This is a genomic window from Streptomyces sp. T12, from assembly GCF_028736035.1.
Classification (GTDB): Bacteria; Actinomycetota; Actinomycetes; order Streptomycetales; family Streptomycetaceae; genus Streptomyces.
This window is the reverse complement of record NZ_CP117866.1, coordinates 6,869,756-6,892,534: the sequence shown is the minus strand read 5'-3', so window position 1 is coordinate 6,892,534 and position 22,779 is coordinate 6,869,756. Positions and strand designations below refer to the sequence as shown.

Below are 22,779 nucleotides of genomic sequence, written 5' to 3'. Positions count from 1 at the left end.
CGCATATGACGGCGCGCTGGTGAACTCCTTGTTACTTCTGTCCCGGAGAGGGTGAGTTTCGTCGCGTCCGGATACGGCGGTGCGAGCGCCGAGAGGGGATCAGCCGCCGTAACGCCGGTGCCGGGCCGCGTAGTCGCGCAGGGCGCGCAGGAAGTCGACCTTGCGGAAGGCCGGCCAGAAGACCTCGCAGAAGTAGTACTCGGAGTGGGCGGTCTGCCAGAGCATGAATCCGGACAGCCGCTGCTCGCCGCTGGTACGGATCACGAGGTCCGGGTCGGGCTGGTCGCCGGTGTAGAGGTGGCTGCCGATCAGGTCGACGCTGACGGACTCGGCGAGGTCCTCCATCGAGGTGCCCTTGTCGTGGGCGTCGACGATCATCGAGCGCACGGCGTCGGCGATCTCCTGGCGTCCGCCGTAGCCGATGGCGACGTTGACCAGTATCCCGTCGACGTGCGCGGTGGCCTCCTCGGCCTCCTTGAGGGTGGTCTGCATCCCGGACGGCAGCAGGTCCGGCGTGCCGACGTGGTGCACCCGCCAGCGACCGTCGGCGGCGAGGGTGCGGACGACGTCCTCGATGATGCCGAGGAGTGGGACGAGCTCGTCCTGGGGCCGGTCGAAGTTGTCGGTCGACAGCAGCCAGAGGGTGACGACCTCGACGTCCGTCTCGGAGCACCAGCCGAGGAATTCCTCGATCTTCTCGGCACCGGCCCGGTGACCGTGCACGGTGGTGGAACCCGCGGCCTTCGCCCAGCGCCGGTTGCCGTCCATGATCACGCCGATGTGCTTGGGCACCTGAGCGTGGTCCAGGTGACCTTCCACCCGGCGTGCGTACAGCCTGACCAGCAGGCCGCGCAGCTTGTCGCGCAGGTTCACGTGATTGTCAGCCCCTCCGTACGGATCGGACAGGCGCGTGGCGCTGCGCGCGGCGCAGGCGAGGGCGGTTCCTGTCCGTATGGCGGTCCCCTCCGGCGAAGCGTACCCCTGCGGGGCTTGGGCCGTGGTTATGGGGTGCGGTGGGTGGGGGGTGCCACGCCCACGCGGCGGAGCCGCACATCGATACAGCCCCGCGCCCCCGTGCGGGCAAAAAAACGGGCCGGTCCGTGGGGGGGAGACGGACCGGCCCGAGGGGGGGTTTCCACCATAACCCTTCGTAAGGGATGCTGCGCGCATCGGCGTGCCACAATCACTCTCCGAAATCACTCGGCGACGGCCCGGTGGCCATGACAGGGCGCTTTCGTGGCCGATTCACGGCTGGTTCGGAGCCGATTCCCAGGGGAAACGCGTGGGATGCGGCCGGATCCGGAGGGTTTGCCGCACCTTGGTCCCCACTCGGCGACTTGTCCGCGCTTCCCTCCCCCGGGTGACCCCGACCGCGAACGTCCGCTTGACGCCGCACACCATTGCGCGGGGCGGACGCGGGTCCGATGCGATGCGCGTCCATCTGGGGTGCGCGCGGGCGCACAGCACCGCGCAGCCCCCTCCACTGCGCGGTACCGCCGCGCAGCTTTGCTTACGCGAATTACCTTGGTCTGAACTTACGTGAGGGGCGGAGGGAAAGCGAGTCGGTCGCTATAACAATGTGGAAAAGGTGCGGCCTCCTTTGATGCGCAGGGGGCGAAGGGCGTTCGCGCACGGATGCACGGTTTGCACCACGCGTCACACGGCGGGATGCCAAGCGGACAGTTCCTGACCTCTATCTGGCCTAACGTCGCCCTATGGCTGTCACTGTCACGTGGGACCAAGCGAGCGCGCGGCGGCTGGAGCGCCAGTTCCTGGCCCGTCCCGCCGAGCGCGGCACACCGGTCGGCGAAGTGGTCGGGGCGATGCTGGGGGCGCATGCGCAGGTGCTGTCCGCGGCCGAGGTGTCGGTGGGGGTGCGGGCCGCCGGGGTGACGCGGGCGGACGTACGGGCCGCGCTCTGGGAGGACCGCTCACTGGTGAAGACGTTCGGCCCGCGCGGAACCGTGCATCTGCTCCCCGCCGCCGAGCTGCCGCTGTGGTGCGGTGCGCTGACCGCGACTCCGACGGGCCGGAGCCCGCTACCGCCGGATGTCCGGGTGACGGAGGAACAGGCGGAGCAGATCGTGGCGGCGATCGGGGATGCCCTCGGCGGGGTGTGTCTGACCGTGGAGGAACTGGGCGAGGCGGTGGTCGCCCGCACCGGCTCCTGGGCCGGTGACCTGGTGATGCCCGCCTTCCAGGACCTCTGGCCGCGCTGGCGGCAGGTGCTGCACCGGGCCGGCCACTCGGGCGCGCTGTGCTTCGGCCCGAACCGGGGGCGGAAGGTGACGTACACGCGGCCGCCGGAGTTCGATCCGGGACCGGTGCCGGGGAAGGCGGCGCTGCGGGAGCTCGTACGCCGGTATCTGCGCGCGTACGGCCCGGCGACGCCCCTGCACTTCGCCAAGTGGCTGGCGGCGACCGCGGGTTGGGCGGCCGCCCTGTTCACGGAGCTGGCGGAGGCCGGGGAGGTCGAGGAGGTCGCCTTCGAGGGGGCGGCGGCCTGGGTGGCGGCAGGTGACACGGGGTTCCCGGTCGGGCGGGTGCCTGGCGTGCGGTTGCTGCCGTACTTCGACGCCTACGCCATCGCCGCGCAGCCACGGGAGTCGCTGTTCCCCGGGGAGGCGTACCGGCGGGCGCTCGCGGGCGGCCAGGCGGGGAACTATCCGGTGCTGTTGGTGGACGGAGTGGTGGCCGGGGTCTGGCACCAGCGGCGCCAGGGCCGTCGTACGACGGCGACGGTGGAGCTGATCGGGCGACGACGCCTGACGGCGCGGCAGGAGCGGGAGTTGGGCGAGCAGGTGGAGCGGGTGGGGGAAGTGCTGGAGGCGAAGGCCGAGTTGGTGGTCGGGGAGGTGACGGTCGGCCCGCATGCGTGAGGGGGGCGCCGGGCGGGTGTGAGGTTCGCGCCGGGCACGCTCAGGCGTCGGGCTTGCGGGCCTCGACGAGGTGACGGGTGCTGTGCGCGACGAAGGGGCCGTCGGTCCGGATCTGCTCGTGCAGGGCGCGGAGTCGGGGTCGGTACGCCTCGGCGGTGAAGCCGGGGACCATCCACACCACCTTGCGCAGGAAATGGACGACGGCCGCGATGTCGTAGAACTCCATGCGCAGCCGCTCGGCCCGCAGCTCGACGATCTCCAGCCCGGCCGCCTCGGCGTCGGCGCGCTCACGGTCCGGGTGGCGGGCGCTGCTCTGCTCCTCCGGGAGGGGGCCGAGGAAGTACTCGACGAGTTCGAAGACGCTGCGGGGCCCGACGTGCTGGGCGAAATAGCTGCCGTCGGGCTGGAGGACGCGGGCGATCTCGGCCCAGTGCGGGCTGACCGGGTGCCGGCTGCTGACGAGGTCGAAGGCGCCGTCGGCGAAGGGCAGCGGGGCGTCCTCGGGCGAGGCGACGACGGCGACGCCGTGCGGGCGCAGGAGGGCGGTGGCCTTGGCGATGTTCGGCGGCCAGCCCTCGGTGGCGACGGTGAGGGTAGGTGCCTTGGGGGCGGCGCGGCGGAGGGCGAAGTCGAGGACCTCTCCGCCGCCGGTCTGGATGTCGAGGGCGGCGGTGCAGAGGGAGAACCGCTCGGCGAGGGACGAGGCGTATCCCCAGGACGGCCGCGCCTCGGTGGCCCGCCCCTCGAACCACGAGAAGTCCCAGCCCTCGGTGGGGACGGCGGCGCCTTCGGCGACGAGGTCTTCGAAGGTACGGGTCATTTTTCCGGGGCGGACAGCACGAGCAGCACGTGTTCGTCGTCGCCGTGGTGGATGGTGCCCTCGCGCTGGAACCCGTGGCGTTCGAGGAGCCGTACGGACGCGGTGTTGCCGTGGAAGGGGTCGGCGTACAGCGGACGCGTCTGCTCGAGTTCGAGGAAGAGGGCGAGAGCCTTGGTACCGATGCCCCGCCCCCAGTACGGCCGCCCGAGCCAGTAGCCGAGGAAGCGGCGGTCGCCGTCCCACCACGAGACGACGCTTCCGGCCACGTCGTCCCCCACCGTGACCGTCTGCACGAGGCCGGTCTCGTCCCCGAGCACCCTCGTCCTCCAGTGCTTCAGGAAGGCGTCGCGCGGCCGAGGCGTGAATCTCGACCGCCGGACGGCCTCCGGGTCGTGCTCGTAGGCGAGGAATGCCTCGAGGTCGGCGTCCCGCACGTCTCGGATCCGTACGTCTGCGTACTCGCTGTCGCTCAGTTCTTCGCGCATGTCCAGGAGTGTGGCAGGAGCCACTGACAACGCCCCTGCCCCGACGAACGGTCCGAACGCGCTACGGCACCAACGGCCGTACTTCCTCGGCCACGAACCGCACGAACCCCTCCGGGTCGGGCTCGTCCCCCGTCGGCTGCAGCACCACGGTGTCGGCACCGGCGTCCGCGAGCCGCTGCACGGCCTTCGCGACGGCGCCGGCGTCCCCGGCGACACCGAGGTCCGGCACGGAGCCGAGCCCCTCGGCTTCGAGTTCGGCCTTGAGACGGGCAGGCCCGTCGGGCCCGGTGGCGGTCAGGAGGTAGACGACGACCTGGTGCGACGCGTCCTGGGTACGTCCCGCCGACTCCTGCCCCTCGTCGATGAGTTGCCGCGCACGCCGTACCCCCTCCGGCGAGGTCGAGGCCGTGAGCAACGTGCCGTCGGCCGCCTCACCGGCCAGCCGCAGCGAGCGCGGCCCGGTGACCCCGGCGATGACGGGCACCGGCTCGGCGGGCGGCCAGTCGAGGGCGACGTCGTCGAGCTTGACGTACCGCCCCTCGACGGTGACCCGCTCCCCACGCAACAGGGCCCGCAGCACGTCGAGATGCTCGCGCAACAGGGTCACCGGCGACTCGACCCGAGCCCCGACCTGCCCCATCCAGTCCTGCACACCGTGCCCGAGGGCGAGGATCGGACGGCCCGGGAACATGCGGTGGAGGGAGGCGGCCTCCATGGCGGTGATGGCGACGTTCCGCAACGGGACGGGGAGGAGTCCGATGCCGACCCGCACGCGCTCGGTCCACGCGAGTGCGGCGGCGGCCGTGGAGATCCCTCCCTCCCGGAAACAGTCCTCCCAGAGCCAGAGCTCTTCGAGGCCCGTCTCGTCGGCGAGGCGAGCGACGGATCGGAGTCGTTCGGGGGCGAGTTGGGGGCGGAAGATTGCACCGAGTCCGGTCATGGGGGCTTTCCTACCCGGCCGGGACTCGGCGGACAACAGAGTTTTGAAACGGCTCCCAGGAGGTGTCCGAAGCATGGGACGACGGTGGCGTGATGGGCGGGGAACGTTGGTCGTTCACGGGGAGCGGGGTGACGTTTCGGTCCCCCTGGAGCTCGCGTCGTCGTATCGGGCCCGTACGAAGGGGCTCCTGGGGCGTGACGTCGTCGACGGGGCGATGCTGCTGACGCCCGCCAGTGGCGTGCACACCTTCCGTATGCGCATCCCCATCGACGTCGCGTACCTCGACCGCAAGCTGAACGTCATCGCCGTACGCACCATGAGGCCGGGGCGCTTGGGTCTGCCCCGGCTGCGTTCGCGGCATGTGCTGGAGGCCGAGGCCGGGGCGATGGCGGGGTGGGGGCTGCGGGTCGGGGTGCGGGTGTCGGTCGGGGCCGGGTGACCGTACGGCTTCAGCGCTGAGTTTCCCCTCCCACGAGCCCCGTCTGCACCAACAGGTTCCCCCGCCTCCGCGAGACGAAGACGCCCCGCCCCGGCGGCATCGGCCGCGGGCGTACGTTGCCCAGGATGTCGCCCTCGTTCGGGTCACCGGAGAGCACGACGCCCTGCGCGCCCAGCTCCTTGATCCGCTGCATGAAGGGTTCGTACGAGGAGCGGCCGGCGCCTGCGGTGTTCCGGGCGGCGATGAAGCGGACCCCTATATCGCGGGCGAACGGGAGGAGTTCCGTGAGCGGGGCGAGGGGGTTGCCGCTGGACGTCGACACCAGGTCGTAGTCGTCTACGACCACATACACCGTCGGACCGCTCCACCAGCTGCGCTCCCGCAACTGGTCGGCTGTGACGTCGGGCGAAGGTGTGCGTCGGCGCATGAGGTCGGCGAGAGCCTCTACGTGGTGGTCCATGGCGTTGGACATGGGCACGTACTCGGCCAAGTGGGACGCCGGGGTCGCGTCCAGCAGCGAGCGGCGGTTGTCGATGACGAAGAGTTTGCAGGAGTCCCCGTCGTGCAGATCGGTCAGCTGCTTGATGAGGAGGCGCAGCAGGTTGGACTTGCCGGACTCGCTTTCGCCGAAGACGAGGAAGAAGGGGTCCTGGTCGAAGTTGACGTGGACGGGTTCCAGGTTGTTCTCGTCGAGGGCGAAGGCGACGCCGCGGTCCGGCTGGGCGAGGGCTGCCGGTAGGTCGGCGAGGGGCAGGTGGCGTGGCAGGAGGCGCACTGCCGGCGCGCTGGGCGCGGTCCAGTGGCGGTCCACGTCCCGGCTCATGGCGGCGGTCGCCTCGGAGAGGTCACCGTCGGAGTGGATGCCGTCGATGCGGGGAACCGCTGCCATGAAGTGCAGCGCTTCGGGGGTGAGTCCCCGGCCGGGCACACCCGCCGGGACGTTTTCGGCTGCCTTGCGGTCCAGTTCGGAGTCCATGGTGTCGCCGAGCCGCAGCTCGAGGCGGTTCATCAGCAGGTCCTTGAGGTTGGCGCGGACCTCCATGGCACGGGAGGCGGTGAGGATCAGGTGGATGCCGAAGCCAAGGCCCCGCGCGGCAATGTCAAGGACTGATGGCTCGAGGGCTTCGTACTCGGTGCGGAAGTTCCCCCAGCCGTCGATGGCCAGAAAGACGTCACCCCACGGCTGGTCCGCCACCGAGATGTCCCCGCGCGCCCGCATCCTTCGGAAGGTGGCAATGGAGTCGATGCCGGCGCTGCGGAAGTACTCCTCGCGACGCGTCAGGATGCCGTACACCTCGGCGACCGTGCGGCGTACCCGCTCCGGGTCCAGGCGCGAGGCGACGCCGCCGACGTGCGGCAGTCCAGAGACGGCCGACATGCCGCCACCGCCGAAGTCCAGGCCGTAGAACTGGACTTCGTGCGGAGTGTGGGTCAGCGCGAAGGCGGAGATGATCGTCCTCAGGAGTGTCGACTTGCCGGATTGCGGTCCGCCGACGATCTGCATGTGGCCGGCGGCACCGGAGAAGTCCCGGTACAGCGTGTCGCGCCGCTGCTCGAAGGGCTTGTCGACGACGCCGAGCGGGACGATGAGGCGGCCGGCGCCCTCGTAGCCGGGCTTGGTCAGGCCTCGGCCGGACTCCGCGGCGAGTCCGGGGAGCAGGGCGTCCAGAGAAGGGGGGTTGTCCAGGGGCGGCAGCCATACCTGGTGGGCGGCCGGGCCCTGCCCGGTGAGCCGGCGGACGATGACGTCGAGCACCGTGTCGACCAGCGCGTCGTCCCCGCCCGCGCGCGGGTCCGGCACCTGGGCCCGCGGGTCGGGCTGTACGTAGTGCACCGGCACGGGGGCGGCGGTGAAGGGCACGGGACGGCGGTCAACCGGCAGCGGACTGTCCCCGGTCGTGGCCCGGGCGGAGGCGGGCCGGTGCGGGCCGGACACGTAGGCCGCCTTGAAGCGGGCCATTTCGTCGGTGCCGTACTTCAGATAGCCGGAGCCCGGGACGTTCGGCAGGTGGTAGGCGTCGGGCACGCCGAGGGCGGCGCGCGACTCGGCCTCGGAGAACGTCCGCAGTCCGATGCGGTACGAGAGGTACGTCTCCAGACCGCGCAGGCGGCCTTCCTCCAGGCGCTGTGAGGCGAGCAGCAGGTGGACGCCCAGGGAGCGGCCGATGCGGCCGATCTGGACGAACATGTCGATGAAGTCGGGCTTGGCGGCGAGGAGTTCGCTGAACTCGTCGATGACCAGGACGAGGGAGGGGATGGGCTCCAGGGCGGCGCCGAGCGAGCGGGCCTTCTCGTAGTCGTGGATGTTGGCGTAGTTGCCTGTCTTGCGGAGCAGTTCCTGCCGGCGGTTGAGTTCACCGCGGATCGAGTCCCCCATGCGGTCCACGAGGGTCAGGTCGTCCGCGAGGTTGGTGATCACCGCGGCGACATGCGGCAGGTCCGCCATGCCGGCGAAGGTGGCACCGCCCTTGAAGTCCGCGAGGACGAAGTTGAGTGTCTCCGAGGAGTGGGTCACCGCCAGGCCGAGCACGAGGGTGCGCAGCAGTTCGGACTTGCCGGAGCCGGTGGCGCCGACGCACAGGCCGTGCGGGCCCATGCCGTCCTGCGCGGCTTCCTTCAGGTCCAGCATCACCGGGGAGCCGTCCTCGCCGACCCCGATCGGGACACGCAGGCGCTCGGTGCGAGAGCGTGGGCGCCAGGTGCGGCCGACATTCACGGATTCCGCGTCGTCCAGGTCGAGCAGATCGGTGAACTCCAGGTTGGCGAGGAGCGGTTCGTCGGAGTCGCTGCCGGACGCCATGTACAGGGGCGCGAGTTGGAGGGCGAGTGCCTCGGCGGCCTCGTGGCTGAGGCGGTCGGGCGTGCCCTCGTAAACGTGGCCGTCGCCGGACTCCAGGCGCAGCACATGGGGCTGCACCACGACCGAGAGTCCGCCGCGTGCCCCGCCCAGCCTGCCGGGTACGACCTCGATGACCGTGACACCCTGCAGCCCTTCGGCCGCTGCCAGCGCCGACAACGGCGACAGCGCCTCTCCGTCAAGTACGACGACGATGTGCGGCTGTTCCAGCAGGGGTTGGCCGCCGGCCTGGAACCGGGGGCGGCCTTCGAGCTGCTCCTTGAGCAGCAGCTCCAGATCCTGCGCGCCGGCCGTGATGAGCCGGCGGCTGCCCGCTCCGTCGCTTCCGTCGGTCTGCACGTGGGGCAGCCACTTGACCCACTCCCACTGCGTGGCTGCGTCGTGCCCGGCAGCGACGGCGACGACCAGGTCGTCGGGAGAGTGCAGGGAGACCAGGGAGGCCACCATGGCGCGTACCGACGCCCGGACGTGGCTCTCGTCCCCGCTGACGGTGAGGTGGTAGAAGGCCCGCAGCGAGATCGCCATGGGCAGGCCCTCGACCGTGCTGTGCGCGGTGAGGAACTGCTTCATCGCCCCGGCGGTGAGCGGCTCCAGCTCGTCCACCGGAGCGGTCTCGGGTGCGATCAGCGGGGCGGCGAGCTGCTGGCTGCCCACACCGATCCGCACCTGCCCGAAGTCGTCGTCGCTGATGCGCCGCTCCCAGATGCGGCTGCCTTCGGCGACCAGGGCCCACAATTGTTCGGGAGCCGGATGCAGATAGAACTGGGCGTCGCGCTGCAGCCGCGCGGTACGAAGAACCGCGCGACGAGTTTTGGCCAGGTACTTCAGGTAGTCCCGCCGCATATCGGCGAGCTGCCCCTGGGTACCGCGCCGATAGCGAACGAGCATGGCAATGCCCATTCCGATCGTCGACGCGATCATCACCATGCCCATGATGCGCATGACCGGGTTGGGCGTCATGAAGAAGAAGACGACGGAACCGCCCATCCCCAGCATGGGCAGCAGCTGCATCAGCGCGCCCTCCTGCTGCCCTCTGGGCAACTCGGGTGGGGATTGCAACTGCACTGGATCGGCGGGCACCTCGGTGGGCAAGGTCCTCGGCGGCCGTTTGACGACGATCTGGCTCAAAGCTGACCCGTCCCCCTCGCGGATTGAAGAGCCCTTGTCCGCACCCCCGTGGCGCCGACTTCATCCGGACTGGATCTGGAGTGGATCCTACTGGCGAGCACTGACATTGCGGGCGGTAGGGTGGCGCCACGCGTGTACGCACCCGCGAAATCCGCGAACAATCAATGGATTCGGGGTCATTCACGGTCTTTCGGAAAAAGACCGGAGTGAGAGCGGACACGCGAACGAACGGGGCAGGGGCGCGGCCCGCGATTTGAGAAGCACCGCGAGGGGGAGCAACAGGTGCCTACGACGGTTGGAGCTGCGGCGAACACCGGCAGTTATGCGGGACCGGGGGCCCATACGGGACCGGGGGTGCCGACCGCCCGCAGCACCGGCTTCCGCCGGATCATCGTGGCGGCGCCCGACAGCCGTATCGATGTTGCGCTGCCCGATGACATTCCGCTCGCGCACCTCTATGCGGAGATCCTGCGCCTGTCGGGGCAGAGCCCGGCACCTGGCGCTCCGGTCGGGTATCACCTGGTGCGCCGGGACGGGACGGTGCTCGACGGGGCGCGCTCCCTCGCCACGCAGCGCGTCGTCGACGGCGAGTTCCTGCTGCTGCGGCCGTTCTCCGACTCTCTCCCGCCCGCGGTGTTCGACGACGTCTCGCACGCCACGGCCAGCGCCGTCACCCGCGACCGAGCGCTGTGGAACGACGAACTCCTGCGCAGCGCAGGGCTCTTCGGCGGCTGTGTGCTGCTGATGCTGCTCGCCTTCGTGGCCTGGAGTTCCGACGTCCGCCATGACATGCACGGGCTCCCGGGCATCGTGGCAGGGGTCTCAGGCGTGGTGCTCCTCGCGCTCGCCGCCGTACGCGCCCGGGTGTACGACGACCGCGGCTCGTCCCTGGCCTTCGGCACAGGCGCCCTCGCGAACCTGGGAGTTGCCGGCAGCGGACTGCTCGCGCTGTCGTCCGAAGAAGGCATCGGCAGGCTGCAGTTCCTGCTCGCCTGCGCCGCTGTGCTGGTGGGATCGGCTGTGCTGGTGATCCTCACACCGAGCGGCGACAGCCCCTTCGTCGCCTTCGTCTTCGCCTCGGCCATCGGCATGCTGTTGACGTTCATGTCGATCCTCACCGAGATGAGGCCGGTCGAGACCGCGGCGGTCTGCTCTCCGCTCGCCTTGGGGACTCTCGCCTTCCTGCCGGGCCTCGCCACGCGTTTCGCCCGCCTTCCCATCGGCTTCGACCCGCCGCGCACCGCCGTAGGCGCCGGCTATGACGATGCTGATACCGATACCGATGGCGCCGAGGCACACGCCGCGATCGACGCCGAACGCATCGCCGCTCAGGCGCGGCGTGGGCACGAGCTGCTACTCGGCCTGGTCGGCGGTTGTGCGCTGGTGGCGGCGGCTGCGGCAGCGGTGCTCGGGTTCTCCGACGACCTGTGGGCTCAACTGCTCGCGCTCGCCACGGGGCTGGCCCTGCTGATGCGCGCCCATCTGTTCCGGCACACCGTCCAGGTGGGGTGCACGCTCGCGGCGGGCCTTGCCTCGCTGGTGCTCCTGGGACTCGGCCTCTCCCTCAACCCGCCCGGGTGGATGGTCCTGGAGGCGCTGCGGGGTGACGGCTCGGCCCTCTACATCAGGCTGGTGTGGCTGTCGGTCGCGGTCGCCGTCGTCGCCGGGGCGATCGCTGCGATCGCGCTGGTCGTCCCCAGCAAGGGGGTCACCCCGTTCTGGGGCCGATTCCTGGAGATCGCCGAGAGTTTCGTGCTTCTGACGCTGCTGCCGCTGTGTCTTGCGGTGTTCGGCGCGTACCACCAGATGCGCTCGCTCTCTTCGTGAGAGCAGCGTCGTGACCAGATAACCAGCGGGGGAAAGAGGCAGCGGCACGATGGCATCACGGCGGGACGAGCTCAATGCCTACACCTTCGCGCGACGGCGCCTGGTCGGGCAGTTCCTGCAGCCCAACCCGAACGGCACGGAGGAGGGCTGGCCACGCCCCCTGCGCGCGGTCGTGCCGGGTGCGATCGTCGCGACGGTCATCCTCGCGGCGTTCGGAGCCTGGGGCATGTTCAAGCCTGCTGCACCGCAGGACTGGGACAAGCCCGGGGAGAACATCATCATCTCCAGCAAGTCGACCACGCGGTACGTGATCCTCGTAACCGACGGCAAGACGCAGCTGCACCCGGTGCTGAACATGTCCTCGGCGAAGCTGCTCCTGCTCCCCGACAAGGGCAAGGTCATCAACGTCGACGAATCGGTGCTCGACAACGGCAAGATCCCGCACGGCCCCACACTCGGTATCCCCTACGCCCCCGACCGTCTGCCCGACGCCGGCGAAGCCGGATCGAAGAAGCGCTGGGTGGTCTGCGAGCGACCCGGTGAAGGCGGCCGTGCCATCCAGAAGGCCGCGTTCATCCTCGCCACGCGCGACATGCCCCGGACCGAAGGCACGGAGCGGCTGCGCGGCGGCGAGCTGATGTATGTGGAGGGCCCGGGTCCGGACCGCACCCGCTACGTCGTCGACGCCAAGGGAACGGCGTACCCCGTGGAAAACGAGGAACTGCTGCTGCGCCAGGTCGTAGGCGAGGGCCGGGAGCCGCAGCGGGTGTCGGCCGGCTGGTTGGCGACCTTGCACAAGGGCGACACCATCGCCTTCCCGAAGATTCCGGACACGCCCGGCGTCGACGCCGGAATCCAGGGCCGGCTGCCGGACGAGGCGAACAAGGTCGGCATGGTCCTGGAGGCACCGTCCGGTACCAGGATCCAGAAATACGTCGTCCTGCAGGGGCGGGTCGCGCCGGTCTCCGACTTCATGGCAAAGCTCCTGCTGAGCAGCAAGGACCTGACCGGTCTCGGGCAGGCGAGCCGAGCGCTGCCCGTCAGTGCCGGCAGCTTCACGCCCGGGGCGCCCTTCGGCGCGGAGAAGACCTGGCCTCAGCAGGAGCCGAAGCCGGTCAACTCCGCGAGCACGGAGGAGGGCAGCCGCAACACGGTGTGCAACGTTCTGCACGAGGTGGACGAGGACCAGGGCGCCACGACCTTGAGCACCTGGGCGGGCAGGGACTTCCCCGCCACGCTGCCCACTGGATCGAGCAGCGCGTACGTCACCCCCGGATCGGGTCAGTTCTTCCGCCAGTTCACGGGATCGTCGACCCGCTCCGGTTTCTTCTTCCTCGTCACCGACACCGGCCTGCGCTATGCGATGCAGTCCAACGGCGACAGCGAGACGGACGACGCGGGCATCGGCTCCTCGGGATCGGCAGCGGAAAAGCAGAAGCAGCGGGAAGCAGCGGCACTGGAGGAGGCCCAGCAGGCGCAGAACCACCTCGGCTACAAGGACGTGACACCGGCCCCGATCCCGGCCGCATGGTCGGCGTTCCTGCCGACGGGGCCGCGTCTGTCGACGGGCGCGGCGCGGCAGCCGCAGGGTTCATGAGGGGGCGGGCCGAGTAATGCGTACGCGTCCCCACGTGGGCCGGCTTGTTGGAACGGCCGCCGCCACGTTCGCGTTCGTCGTGGTGCCCCAGGCGCCTGTGGCCACCGCCGCCGTGCCCTCCGCCGGCACGGCCGATCAGTGCACCTTCCCGGGCAAGACGTACGAGGGCCGCCCCTGGGCCCTGCAGCGGGTCCTGCTGGACGAGGTGTGGAAACAGTCGATGGGCGAGGGCGTACGCGTCGCGGTCATCGACACCGGCGTGGACGTCAAGAACCGCCAACTCGCCCCGGCGGTGGACGTCAGGAAGGGCCGCAACTTCCTGTCGCCGAACCTCACGGACGACAACGGCAACAAGATCGAGCGCGGCCGCGACGACGGCACCACCGACGTGGTGGGCCACGGCACGAAGGTCGCGGGCATCATCGCCGCCAGGCCGGCGAAGGGCACGGGCTTCGTCGGCCTGGCGCCCAAGGCGACGATCATCCCGATCCAGCAGAACGATGCCGAGGGCCACGGCGACACCGAGAGCCTGGCCGCGGCCATCAACTACGCCACCAGGGAGGCGGACGCCGACATCATCAACATCTCCCAGGACACGGTCAACCCGATCGACTCCACCTCCGAACTGAAAACGGCGGTGGACAACGCGCTGGCCAGGGACATCGTCATCGTGGCCTCGGCAGGCAACGACGGACTCGGAGGCAACGTCAAGGAGACCTACCCAGCATCGTACGAAGGCGTCCTGGCGGTAGCCGCCGCGGACCGCAACAACGAACGCGCGGTCTTCTCCCAGTCCGGCGAGTTCGTGGACGTCGCGGCCCCCGGTGTCGACATGGTCTCCACCGTCCCCGGCGGCGGCCACTGCGCCGACAACGGCACCAGCTTCTCCGCCCCCTACGTCGCCGGTGTCGCGGCCCTCATCAAGGCCAAGCACCCGAGGTGGACGCAGGAGCAGATCACCGCCCAGATCATGCAGACCGCGGAACGCTCCATCCCCGGACATGACCGCCTGGTCGGCTGGGGCGTCGTCGACCCCGTACGCGCGCTGACGGAGGACGACAAACCGATCGAGCATCCGGTGCCGAGCAACCAAGGCGCCGGGCAGGCGCCCGCGGTGGCCCAACTCCCGCTCGGGGAAACCCCGCAGGAGCGGGCTGTCCGCCTCGGGACCTATGTGGTGGTCGGCAGCTTGGTGCTGGTGGCGGTCATCGGGGGCGGGGCGGTGGCGGGGCGGGATGCGCGGAGGAGGACGGCGTCGGGGAAGGCATCGGGGAACGCCCCGGGAAAGGCATCGGGGAACGCCTCGGCATAGCCGAGAAGGCCGTTGGTCCTGTCACTGGTAGTGGCTAGAGTGACACGCATGCAATCGGTGACGTTCGCGTCACCGCGATCGCAATGACCCGCGGTCGTAGCAAACGGGGAGTACGGGGGTTACGGGGGAGGGTGGCTGTCATGCCGTGTGCCGGTTCTTCAGCCTGACAAAGCACACGCGGCGCCTCACCACGCCCACGCAGCTTCTCCTGGTCCAACCCGTCGGATCCACAACAGCACCGGGAAGGAACAACAGATGGCCGGAACCCAGAAGGTCACAGACGACGTACTGCGGCAGTTCGAGCAGGAGCTCAACGAACGATTCGGGTCGGTGAAGCAGCAGTTGCAGCAGCTGCACGCCGTGATCGACGGTGTGGAAGGCAAGTGGCAGGGCCAGGGCGCCGTGTCCTTCGACCGGAAGCAGACCGAGATCAACGAGCGCATGGCCAACATCGGCAACCTGCTCGTCCGTTTCCAGAACGCAGTCAACGACAACCGCCGCATCGCCGGCAGCACCGACGAAGAGATCTACCAGGCCCTGGCAGGCATCGACTCGGGCGGCTCCGGCTCGGCCGGCGGTCCCTCGTCGGCGGCCAAGTCCTCGGCCTTCTCCGGCATGTGACCCGCAGCCCTCAACACACCACACCTGAAACCCCGTTGGAGAAGCCATGGCAGTAGACAACGGCACCATGCTCGTCACCTACGCGGAACTCGAGAGGGCCGCAGGGGACATCACCAACCAGGCCAAGAAACTGGACACGGACCTGGAAGCCCTCCAGCAGCGGATGAAGGACCTCTCCGCCTTCTTCGAGGGCGAGGCCAAGACCGCGGCAGACGGCCTCCACCGCGAGTGGGACATCAAGGCCAGGGAGATCCACCAGGCCCTGAACTCCATCGCGAACGCGGTCCGCGACGCGAGCGCGGCGTACAGCGCCGCGGACCGTAAGGCCGCCGCCAACTACTAGCGCGGAGCACAGCCTGGTTCAGGGTGGGTACGCACGGGAGGTACCCACCCTGAGTGGCTTCCCATGGCCGGGGCCGGGAGTACTTCACCGGCGGAGGCAGACCTCCATCGCCGGCGGCTGAATGCCGGTGGCGGTGCCGAGGCCACCCTCTTCTTCGGTGAGCCCGCGCCGCCGCACTGGCGCGGGCGCGTCTGCATCGCGTGCCGAACCCGGCCGCGGAGCGTACCGCTCGGGGCGCCGCAACTGAGGCGGCCCGCAGGCGGCGCGGCGGCCTCGGCCCCGCCGGGGACGACCGGACGTCACCGGCCCTCGGCCCCGCACAGCGAGGATGAACTCTGTTCCAGGAGTCCATAGTTCTTCCTGACCGTCGCCGCCGCTGCCGCCGCGCTGATCGCCCTCGCCTTCGCACCCGGCATTCGCCGTCTGGCACCGATGACCCGTCTGCTCCTCCTGGGCACCCTGGCATGTGCCCGGTGCCTACCTGCCTCGCGGTCGTGACCTGGGCCCGGACCGGGTGACCTGTGCCGCTCCGAGATGATCACGGTCACGTGTCCTCGGCGTCGCAGTCGTAGTTGTCCACCGCGTCGAAGGCGGGACGGTTGGGCTCGCCATACAGGGGATCCACGACGTCGCGTACCTTCGCGTCCGGTTTCAATCTGCTCGCCGAGGTATCGATCGCTTTGAGTACCGTACGGAACTCTTCGGCGATGTCCGGCGGCGCGCTCGCCTTCATCTCCCTACCGGTGTGAGCGATCAAGGCAGCCCTCCTCCGAAGGTCCTCGAAGTCCAGCGGTTGCCCCTCGATCGCAGCACCTACATCGGAGCGGAAGGCGACGACGCCGACCTGGAAGGTCGACAGATCGAGGCAGAAAGCCGAGGTTGCCGTGGCGGTCGGCCGTGCGGTCGACGTGCTGGACGAGGTCGGGGCCGATGCCGATGCCGATGCCGATGGTGCGGCGTCCGGGGAATTCGAACAGCCTGCCAGCGTCAGCGCGGCGGCCATCGCGGAGATCCATCTGCGTGGAGCGTTCATGGGCGGAGAGTAGGCAATGGGGTGCGGGAGGGGTCCCAACGGACTGGGCGCCCTCACCGCCCACAGCACTGATGCGGCGAACTCCCGCCACCCCGATGCCCCGGTACAAGGGCCTGTATCCAGTTGTGATCAAGCCGGGGTGCGACACCTGGTGTCTTCAACTCCAGAAGCCAGGAAACAATCCGCGCCACGCATCTTGTCAAACATTGAACGGACTCCTACAGTCCGGCGATAAAAGGAGCGTGGGACCGCTCCCACCCCCCATTTCGTCCGAGCAATGGAACCGCGATGTCATCTGCACTTCTCAGGCCGGGACGCCTGATAGTCGGCGCCCTGGCGGCGCTGTCACTGCTTCTCCTGGGACAGCCGCCAGCCCACGCGGCATCCTGGGGAGCCCCCCAGACCGTCAACTCGTGGAACACCATCAGCGGACGGTGGACCGCCAACAACGAGCTGGAGACCTACACCCCCAACTGTGTCTGGTACGAGGGCAGCACCCTCGTCATCAAGACCTACAAGTCGGGCAGCACTTACTACTCGGGCCGCGTGGAGTCCAAGGCACTCTACGGCTACGGCACTTACAGCTTCACCGCGAACATGCCCAACGGCCAGGGCCTCCTGCCTGCGGTATGGGCGGCCTACCTGAATCCGTGGCTGCCCGAGTTCGACGCCGCCGAAATCGTCGGCCAGAACCCGAACACCGTCTACCAGACCTTCCACGACCCCAACAACGCCCAGACCCAGTTCTCGAAGACAAATTCCGCGGGCTGGACCAACGCGTACCACAAGTATTCGTTCACGTGGTGGCCCGATCACATCGACTTCGCCGTGGACGGCACCATCACCGGCACCAAGTGGTACACCACTGCCCCGGGTGTCGGGATGCGCTTCATCGTCAACACCGCCGTCGGCGGCGACTGGCCGGGCAACCCCAACGACTCGACATGGGCCACAGCAGACGGCGCGAGGTACCTGAAGGTCTCCTCGATCACGTACACCCCCTACTATCCGTAAGGGTTCCGCTTCAGGAGCCGAACTTGGATTGCCTAAGAGCTCGTAACAGGATCTTGGTGAGGTGTCCCGGCACTCGGCCGTAGATCGTGAACGACGACTTGTGGACGCTGATCGGGCCGTTGACCGCCGGCGCCCCGCACGGGGCAGGGTACGGACGGAGGCGCAGCGGGTAGGCAGGTTCGGGTAGCCAATCCGGCGGTTGCGCGTCTCTTCCTGCAATGAGGCGACGGGGGAGCAATGGTCAATGGCCCACAGCGGCAAGACCGATTACGACTCGCGCGGCAGCGACCTGCACCGGACCGCGTACGAGGACGCGTACGTGAGGAAGGCGAGCCACCGCCCCGGCGGTGGTGGAGCCGCGTCGACTGGACGAAGTGGGGAACGGCCGCCGGGATCGTGGCAGGTATCGGAACCCTGCTGTTCACGGGCATCGCCACGTACTACGGCGCCCGAGTCTCGCAGGGCCAGTTGCAGCAGTCACAGGAGGACGCCGAACGTGATGCCCGCGATCAGGCGGCGCACTTAGCCTTCTGGATCGGCAACGAGGAGGACCTTTCCAGCCCGGGGGGAAAAGTTTCCAGCGTGCACGTCATGAATCGGTCGCCGGACCCGGTAACAGAAGTCACCGTGGCCTACTACGTCGATGTGTACGAACAGAACGACAAGGAGGAAGTGGTCCATATCCAACGCGGCTACTACTTCCGGGAGTTGCGGAGCATGCCTCCGTGCAGTGAAGCGATCTTTGAGACGGATCCTTGGTGGGTGGAGGAACTTGCCGAGCATCCCCATGGCCTCTTGACCGCGGAGATCGTCGTGCGGCACGTGACATTCACCGATCGCGAAGGTGTGGACTGGGTGCGTGACAGCAGGAACCTCGCCCACGCGGAAGGCACAGAGAACAGCAGACACGTGCCCAAGCCAAAGCCGGATCACGAGGTCAAGCCGCGGACGTGGATCTCTCTTGGCTCGGACACACCCAAGTTCAAGCAGGCCACATCCTGCGGCGACCGGGACGATGCCGGCCGCTGACACCACGGCACCGTGAGCGGGCGCTGGCGGCTGCAGGCCGTGTACGCCTATACCGCCCGGGCAATGCACTGGCGTAGCTGCCGCCCCGAGCGGGCCCGCATGGATAGCTGCTCAGACTCTGACTCCCGAGCAGATCAAGGAGCGGGCCGATCGCGCCCTGGCGAAGGTTCGGTGTCTGAAGCGGGCGCCCCCTTCGCGGCTGTCAACACATGAATAGACTGCTGGCCAAGATCCGTTGGTGCCCACACCGACGTGCAGGGGAAGCGCTGTGTGGTGGGCCCGCGGTTGAGTGTGTGGTTACGGGAACGGCGCACGTGGGGGACCGGTTCGCGAGGGCTGCCTGCGCCGGAGGGGATCACGGGGTGAGTGAGACAGACGAGGCGCCCGCGGCGTCCGGTCGGTTGCGCCGAGCACTGCCGCACAGCAGGCGCGGCCGGTTGTCGCTGATATCCGCGCTGGTGCTCGCGCTTGCGGGCACCGGGCTCGGCACGTGGGCGGCGGACACCTGGCCGTGGCCGAAGGACCGCTACTGCTGGGGCGCATGGGAGGAGGACAGCGGCCCGGAGTTCCTCGGCGACGCGGCCTTCGGCGACGATGACGACGGGTCACGCACCGGCACAGAGACGGCACCCACCCGCGAGCGCCCGACCGGCAGCTGCGAGGTCGCCATCGCCAGCGACTACAAGAGCAGTTACGACGGCGACAAGGTCTCCATCCGCCAGCAGGTGTCCGTTGAGTACGGCCCGGTCCCCAAGGCCGCGGAGGCCCGGCTGGCGATGGTCCAGGACGATTTCCTGGGCGGCGACATGGTCCCGCTCCCGGACGGCCTGCCGGGCACGGTGAACGGGCGTGGTGGCCTGCTGGTGCTTCCGAAGGCCTGCGATACGCAGGACGGCCGGCCGACCGTCGTCACCATGCGCGCGTCCGGCATGTACACCAGCGGCCCCTCGTACAGCCAGAACGATCCGGCCGGTCTGGGCGGCGCCCGTGAGGCGGCGGTGCTGCTCGTCGCGGCGGCCAACCGTGGGATGGCGGCGGCCGGTTGCGCGCCGGACGAGCCGCTGAGGGTCAGCTCGCCGGTCTACGACCTGCCGGGCAATCCGGAGCGCATCTTCAGCACCTCTGACGACGCCTGCGGCATCCGCGGCCTGCGCCTCGGCATGGAGGACATCGCGGACCAGACCGGCGCGGTCACCCGCGACCTGCAGACGTGCAGCGTCCGTGGCGACGGCGTGCCGTACCTGGAGCTGGCGATGGTCGCGCAGCCCCGGCTGGCCGCAGTGTTCGACGGCATCCCGGGCGAACGCCCCGCGGCCCCCGGCTGGCGAGGCACGGGCACCATCGGCGAGAACCACGCGATCGTACGAGCCGACTGCGCCGGCCGGCCCACCACCTTCCTCATGGGCGCCTCCACCGACCCCGGCTACCTCGCCACCTTCACCAACGCGGCCGCAGCCCGCCTGGGCTGCGCCCCCATCGCCCCCAAGGGAGCCGCCCGGTGAGCAGCACCGCGGACCAGCCGAACCGCTACGACCAGTCCCTGCCCGCAGACCGGGAGTCGCTCAGCGAGCGGCATCGGCGCCTGCGCCGGGAGCGGTGGCGCCGACGCCGCCAGCGTTGGCACTGGCGCCACCTGCTGCGTGGCCAGGTCCGGCCGCTGCTGGCCGCAGGTCTCGCCGGGGTGCTGCTCGGCGTCGGCGGCACAGCCTGGCAGACGCAGGCCGGGCCGTTCGCGCCCGACGAGGTGTGCTGGGGCGCGCTGTCCCGCGACGACCTCGCCCCGATATTCCGCGAGCCGGAGAACGTCCAGGCGGTCGAGGCGCCCGTGCTGCACGGTGCGCGCTCTATGGACGGCCCCGTCGGCAGTTGCCAGTTGACGAACAGCGACGGTGACGAATGGGCGCTCACCGCCCGGGTGCACCGGCTTGACGACCGGGCCGGTGACGACGGCAAGTGGGCTGATGAGTTCCTCTCCGCCCGCCTCACCCCGCTCGGCGGCGGCCTCCTGGGCATGGCCTCGGACAGCCGCGCCTGGCTTGCCATCCCGGACGGCTGTCTGGGCCGCTCCGACGAGTTCGACGGTCCGGCCGTCGTGGACATCGCCCAGGGCAGCTGGATCAGCGACATGGAGCCGCGTACCAAGGAGCGGGACGCGATGGCCCGCATGGTCGTGAAGCTCGTCAACAAGGTCAGCGCGGACCTGGGCTGCACCGGCACGATCGCCGATCCGGTCGAACGCCTGCCGAAGGCCGCCCGCTACACCCGCACGGAGAAGCCGGACGCGCTCTGCGGCATCAAGGGGCTGACCCTGGGCAAGAAGCGCAAGCCGAACCAGTACCCCATGATCACCGACGGGCACGGCCCGGTGCGCACCTGCGACCGCGACATCACGGGCTCGCGGTGGAAGCAGCGCATGATGACCGTCGAGGACCCGCGGCTGGCCGCGATCTTCACGGGGATGACGCTCGACGAGGGCGACCGGGTGCACTCCGCCGTCGGCTACGGCGGCCTAGGCCCCAACCTGGGCGTCTTCCGGGCCCGTTGCCAGGCGGGCGCGACGGTGTTCCTCGTACAGGCCAACGACGGCGGGATGAGCGCGGACCTGCGCACCCTCTTCCCTCGCTACGTCGAGGCCGAGGCCGCCCGCCTCGGCTGCGGCCCGCTGAAGCTGAAACTGCCGGGTCCGGGCGGGGGCCGCTGACTCCTGCCCGGCCGCAGTGCCGTAACGATGCGAAACGCCACGCCCCCAGCAGCCCGAATGCCGGGGGCGTGGCGTTGTCGTGGGTGGCTAGCCGAGCCAGACGATGTCCAGGACAGACAGGTGACGCAGGGCGCGCGGTGTTACACATCTCCCAGACGTGCAACACCTGCGGCCGGTACGCCAACTCCGTGGAGACGACTCGCCATCAGTCCGGTGTCAGCGAGAGCAGCCGCACCGGACGCCCCTTCCACTCCTCGGGGGTCACGGTCGCCACCACAGCACCACGGGGGCGTTCCGCCGACGGCGTGGCGACATGCTCGGTGTGCGGCTGCCCCCACCCGTCGGCACCGGTCAGGGTGAGGGCGGCGGGCAAGTCCAGAGGGACGATGTCCACGGCCGGAAGCTGCGCGACATGCTCAGCCAGCCCCGGATATCGCCGGTCGGCCTCCACCAGTGCGCAGGCAGCCGCGTACAGGCGTGTTCCGGTGCCGCTAGTGGCCTGGTAGACCAGCCGGGACACCAGCGGATTGCCGCGCAGGGCTACCAGCGTGCCGGTGTCCAGGACGATGTGCAGATCGTTCACGCGGCGTCGGTCTCCGCGATACGGTGGGCCAGCAGCGCGTCGGCTTCCGGATCGGGCACGGCCGGATCGTAACCGCTCCACCCCATGAGGATCTGCCGTGTGCGCTCCGCCTCCTCAGCGCGCTCGGCAGGCGTCTTGACGGTTTCGGCCAGCCGGTCGAGCCACGCCCGCAGGCTCAGCCCTTCGGACTCGGCGACGGCGGCAAGTCTGTCCCGTGTCTGGGACCGGGCTCGGATGGTGGCGTCCGACATGGGAGTGGATCCCTTCTGCTCGGTGAGACGGGTGTCGATCAGCCACGGTCGATCGACAGAGACGCGTCTCGTCACGACTCACCGTAGCAGCTGACGTACACGCATACGTACACGTCTACGTCACGGGCGGGGGTGGGACCACTCGCCGCTCCGCCCGCTCACCATGATCGCCCGGGACTCCTCCACGGACGAGCTCCCGTCCGGACAGAAGAACGGGCGAGGCGAAGCACCGCACAGCACGCCCGGGTACCGCGAAACCGGGACCACGAACGGGCACGACCGTCATGACCACACATCCGGCAGACTCCGGGCAGCCCCACCTGCCTCCGATGCGTACCATCGGCGAACTCCGCGCCGCCCTCACCATGGGCTACGGCTTCCCCGGAGATGCCGACGACTTCGAGGCCGAGCTGGCCCGCGAGATCAACCACGCCGACCCAGCCGACCTCACCGGCATCGTCCGCCTGGTCGAAGAGTTCCGGGGCCGGATCATCGCTCGCCAGGATCCCGGCTTCGACACCGCCATCACCACGGCTGTCGCCGAGATCAACGCGGCCCGAGGGGCGCCCCAGTGACCGACAGGCCGCACCAGGTCATCGCCGAGATCACGCAAGAGGCGCGCGCCCGCTGCCATGCCATCGGTGCAGGAGCTCTCGAAGCCGTCGAGGCGCTGCGCGCCGAACTGGAGAAGAACCCGACGCTGGGCCGACGCGCCCGGCTCTCACCGTTGCATACGTCTACGACGCCCCGCCGCCCGAGCCCGGCCTGATCCGCATTGCTCTCGTGTCTCCCGTCCGTTTCGCGTGCGGTGCCACCCAATTCTGAACCCGCGCCATGGCACTGGCGCGGGCGCGTCCGCATCCCCTGCCGAACCCGCATCGCGGGCAGGGTGGCGGTGTGGGCGCGGCAGTAAGGCAGCA

The 22,779-nt window shown here is 69.6% G+C and carries 21 protein-coding genes; 13 read left to right on the top strand and 8 right to left on the bottom strand.

All coding sequences use genetic code 11. The annotated features are described in order from the left end of the window. Window positions 1-99: 99 nt before the first annotated feature. On the bottom strand, window positions 100-873 hold the full coding sequence (locus tag PBV52_RS31230; RefSeq protein ID WP_274242862.1) for an isoprenyl transferase: 774 nt from the start codon (window positions 871-873) through the stop codon (window positions 100-102). Window positions 874-1,715: 842 nt separating this feature from the next. Between PBV52_RS31230 and PBV52_RS31225 the strand changes: the two genes are divergently transcribed. Then, the gene (locus PBV52_RS31225) at window positions 1,716-2,879 is read left to right on the top strand and encodes a winged helix DNA-binding domain-containing protein (protein ID WP_274242861.1); all 1,164 of its coding nucleotides are present in this window, start codon (window positions 1,716-1,718) and stop codon (window positions 2,877-2,879) included. A gap of 40 nt (window positions 2,880-2,919) precedes the next feature. On the opposite strand, the gene PBV52_RS31220 is transcribed toward PBV52_RS31225, so the two are convergent. The 3 genes from PBV52_RS31220 to PBV52_RS31210 all read right to left on the bottom strand — a co-directional run bounded on the left by PBV52_RS31220 (window position 2,920) and on the right by PBV52_RS31210 (window position 5,124). Beyond that, the gene (locus tag PBV52_RS31220; protein WP_274242860.1) at window positions 2,920-3,699 is read right to left on the bottom strand and encodes a class I SAM-dependent methyltransferase; all 780 of its coding nucleotides are present in this window, start codon (window positions 3,697-3,699) and stop codon (window positions 2,920-2,922) included. Further along, window positions 3,696-4,184: a GNAT family N-acetyltransferase gene (locus PBV52_RS31215; protein ID WP_274242859.1), complete on the bottom strand. Its 489-nt coding sequence runs from the start codon at window positions 4,182-4,184 to the stop codon at window positions 3,696-3,698. Before PBV52_RS31215 ends, PBV52_RS31220 begins: the two co-directional genes overlap by 4 nt. Window positions 4,185-4,245: 61 nt before the next feature. Continuing rightward, complete coding sequence (locus PBV52_RS31210) at window positions 4,246-5,124, bottom strand: LLM class flavin-dependent oxidoreductase (RefSeq protein ID WP_274242858.1); 879 nt, start codon at window positions 5,122-5,124, stop codon at window positions 4,246-4,248. A 73-nt stretch (window positions 5,125-5,197) separates the two neighbouring features. On the opposite strand from PBV52_RS31210, the gene PBV52_RS31205 reads away from it, so the two are divergent. Then, the gene (locus PBV52_RS31205) at window positions 5,198-5,563 is read left to right on the top strand and encodes a DUF192 domain-containing protein (protein WP_274242857.1); all 366 of its coding nucleotides are present in this window, start codon (window positions 5,198-5,200) and stop codon (window positions 5,561-5,563) included. Between the two features lie 10 nt (window positions 5,564-5,573). Here PBV52_RS31205 and eccCa read toward each other — a convergent pair whose 3' ends face one another. After that, window positions 5,574-9,548, bottom strand: coding sequence for a type VII secretion protein EccCa (eccCa, locus tag PBV52_RS31200; protein WP_274242856.1), 3,975 nt, complete (start codon window positions 9,546-9,548; stop codon window positions 5,574-5,576). A 282-nt stretch (window positions 9,549-9,830) separates the two neighbouring features. Here eccCa and eccD point away from each other — a divergent pair, with 282 nt between their 5' ends. The 5 genes from eccD to PBV52_RS31175 all read left to right on the top strand — a co-directional run bounded on the left by eccD (window position 9,831) and on the right by PBV52_RS31175 (window position 15,248). After that, window positions 9,831-11,375 (top strand): type VII secretion integral membrane protein EccD, encoded by a 1,545-nt coding sequence (eccD, locus tag PBV52_RS31195; protein ID WP_373921929.1) that lies wholly within the window; start codon window positions 9,831-9,833, stop codon window positions 11,373-11,375. Between the two features lie 49 nt (window positions 11,376-11,424). After that, entirely contained in the window at window positions 11,425-12,972 is a 1,548-nt protein-coding gene (gene eccB / locus PBV52_RS31190; protein ID WP_274242855.1) for a type VII secretion protein EccB, read from the top strand. Between the two features lie 16 nt (window positions 12,973-12,988). Then, window positions 12,989-14,284, top strand: coding sequence for a type VII secretion-associated serine protease mycosin (gene mycP, locus PBV52_RS31185; protein WP_274242854.1), 1,296 nt, complete (start codon window positions 12,989-12,991; stop codon window positions 14,282-14,284). A gap of 255 nt (window positions 14,285-14,539) precedes the next feature. Further along, window positions 14,540-14,905: a WXG100 family type VII secretion target gene (locus PBV52_RS31180; protein WP_274242853.1), complete on the top strand. Its 366-nt coding sequence runs from the start codon at window positions 14,540-14,542 to the stop codon at window positions 14,903-14,905. Between the two features lie 46 nt (window positions 14,906-14,951). Then, the gene (locus PBV52_RS31175) at window positions 14,952-15,248 is read left to right on the top strand and encodes a WXG100 family type VII secretion target (RefSeq protein WP_274242852.1); all 297 of its coding nucleotides are present in this window, start codon (window positions 14,952-14,954) and stop codon (window positions 15,246-15,248) included. Between the two features lie 544 nt (window positions 15,249-15,792). On the opposite strand, the gene PBV52_RS31170 is transcribed toward PBV52_RS31175, so the two are convergent. Beyond that, on the bottom strand, window positions 15,793-16,281 hold the full coding sequence (locus PBV52_RS31170) for a hypothetical protein (protein ID WP_274242850.1): 489 nt from the start codon (window positions 16,279-16,281) through the stop codon (window positions 15,793-15,795). Window positions 16,282-16,569: 288 nt separating this feature from the next. Here PBV52_RS31170 and PBV52_RS31165 point away from each other — a divergent pair, with 288 nt between their 5' ends. The 4 genes from PBV52_RS31165 to PBV52_RS31150 all read left to right on the top strand — a co-directional run bounded on the left by PBV52_RS31165 (window position 16,570) and on the right by PBV52_RS31150 (window position 21,025). Further along, window positions 16,570-17,295, top strand: coding sequence for a glycoside hydrolase family 16 protein (locus PBV52_RS31165; protein WP_274242849.1), 726 nt, complete (start codon window positions 16,570-16,572; stop codon window positions 17,293-17,295). Between the two features lie 396 nt (window positions 17,296-17,691). After that, window positions 17,692-18,324 carry a hypothetical protein gene (locus PBV52_RS31160; protein ID WP_274242848.1) on the top strand — a complete coding sequence of 211 codons (633 nt, stop codon included), beginning with the start codon at window positions 17,692-17,694 and terminating at the stop codon, window positions 18,322-18,324. Window positions 18,325-18,686: 362 nt separating this feature from the next. Further along, the gene (locus PBV52_RS31155) at window positions 18,687-19,826 is read left to right on the top strand and encodes a hypothetical protein (protein ID WP_274242847.1); all 1,140 of its coding nucleotides are present in this window, start codon (window positions 18,687-18,689) and stop codon (window positions 19,824-19,826) included. Beyond that, window positions 19,823-21,025, top strand: a complete 1,203-nt coding sequence (locus PBV52_RS31150; RefSeq protein WP_274242846.1) for a hypothetical protein — start codon at window positions 19,823-19,825, stop codon at window positions 21,023-21,025. The genes PBV52_RS31155 and PBV52_RS31150 overlap by 4 nt, the downstream gene beginning before the upstream one ends. 205 nt (window positions 21,026-21,230) lie before the next feature. On the opposite strand, the gene PBV52_RS31145 is transcribed toward PBV52_RS31150, so the two are convergent. Together PBV52_RS31145 and PBV52_RS31140 are read right to left on the bottom strand one after the other, a co-directional pair. After that, complete coding sequence (locus tag PBV52_RS31145) at window positions 21,231-21,608, bottom strand: hypothetical protein (protein WP_274242844.1); 378 nt, start codon at window positions 21,606-21,608, stop codon at window positions 21,231-21,233. After that, complete coding sequence (locus PBV52_RS31140) at window positions 21,605-21,859, bottom strand: hypothetical protein (protein WP_274242843.1); 255 nt, start codon at window positions 21,857-21,859, stop codon at window positions 21,605-21,607. The genes PBV52_RS31145 and PBV52_RS31140 overlap by 4 nt, the downstream gene beginning before the upstream one ends. Before the next feature lie 329 nt (window positions 21,860-22,188). Here PBV52_RS31140 and PBV52_RS31135 point away from each other — a divergent pair, with 329 nt between their 5' ends. Both PBV52_RS31135 and PBV52_RS31130 read left to right on the top strand, forming a co-directional pair. After that, on the top strand, window positions 22,189-22,434 hold the full coding sequence (locus PBV52_RS31135) for a hypothetical protein (RefSeq protein ID WP_274242842.1): 246 nt from the start codon (window positions 22,189-22,191) through the stop codon (window positions 22,432-22,434). Beyond that, window positions 22,431-22,628, top strand: coding sequence for a hypothetical protein (locus tag PBV52_RS31130; protein ID WP_274242841.1), 198 nt, complete (start codon window positions 22,431-22,433; stop codon window positions 22,626-22,628). The genes PBV52_RS31135 and PBV52_RS31130 overlap by 4 nt, the downstream gene beginning before the upstream one ends. Window positions 22,629-22,779: the final 151 nt, after the last annotated feature.

Coding starts and splice junctions, on each gene's coding strand:
- PBV52_RS31210 (WP_274242858.1), bottom strand. CDS start 5,124: ATGACCGGACTCGGTGCAATCTTCCGCCCCCAACTCGCCCCCGAACGA.
- PBV52_RS31165 (WP_274242849.1), top strand. CDS start 16,570: ATGTCATCTGCACTTCTCAGGCCGGGACGCCTGATAGTCGGCGCCCTG.
- PBV52_RS31205 (WP_274242857.1), top strand. CDS start 5,198: ATGGGACGACGGTGGCGTGATGGGCGGGGAACGTTGGTCGTTCACGGG.
- mycP (WP_274242854.1), top strand. CDS start 12,989: ATGCGTACGCGTCCCCACGTGGGCCGGCTTGTTGGAACGGCCGCCGCC.
- eccB (WP_274242855.1), top strand. CDS start 11,425: ATGGCATCACGGCGGGACGAGCTCAATGCCTACACCTTCGCGCGACGG.
- PBV52_RS31220 (WP_274242860.1), bottom strand. CDS start 3,699: ATGACCCGTACCTTCGAAGACCTCGTCGCCGAAGGCGCCGCCGTCCCC.
- PBV52_RS31170 (WP_274242850.1), bottom strand. CDS start 16,281: ATGAACGCTCCACGCAGATGGATCTCCGCGATGGCCGCCGCGCTGACG.
- PBV52_RS31215 (WP_274242859.1), bottom strand. CDS start 4,184: ATGCGCGAAGAACTGAGCGACAGCGAGTACGCAGACGTACGGATCCGA.
- PBV52_RS31175 (WP_274242852.1), top strand. CDS start 14,952: ATGGCAGTAGACAACGGCACCATGCTCGTCACCTACGCGGAACTCGAG.
- PBV52_RS31140 (WP_274242843.1), bottom strand. CDS start 21,859: ATGTCGGACGCCACCATCCGAGCCCGGTCCCAGACACGGGACAGACTT.
- PBV52_RS31225 (WP_274242861.1), top strand. CDS start 1,716: ATGGCTGTCACTGTCACGTGGGACCAAGCGAGCGCGCGGCGGCTGGAG.
- PBV52_RS31180 (WP_274242853.1), top strand. CDS start 14,540: ATGGCCGGAACCCAGAAGGTCACAGACGACGTACTGCGGCAGTTCGAG.
- PBV52_RS31135 (WP_274242842.1), top strand. CDS start 22,189: ATGCGTACCATCGGCGAACTCCGCGCCGCCCTCACCATGGGCTACGGC.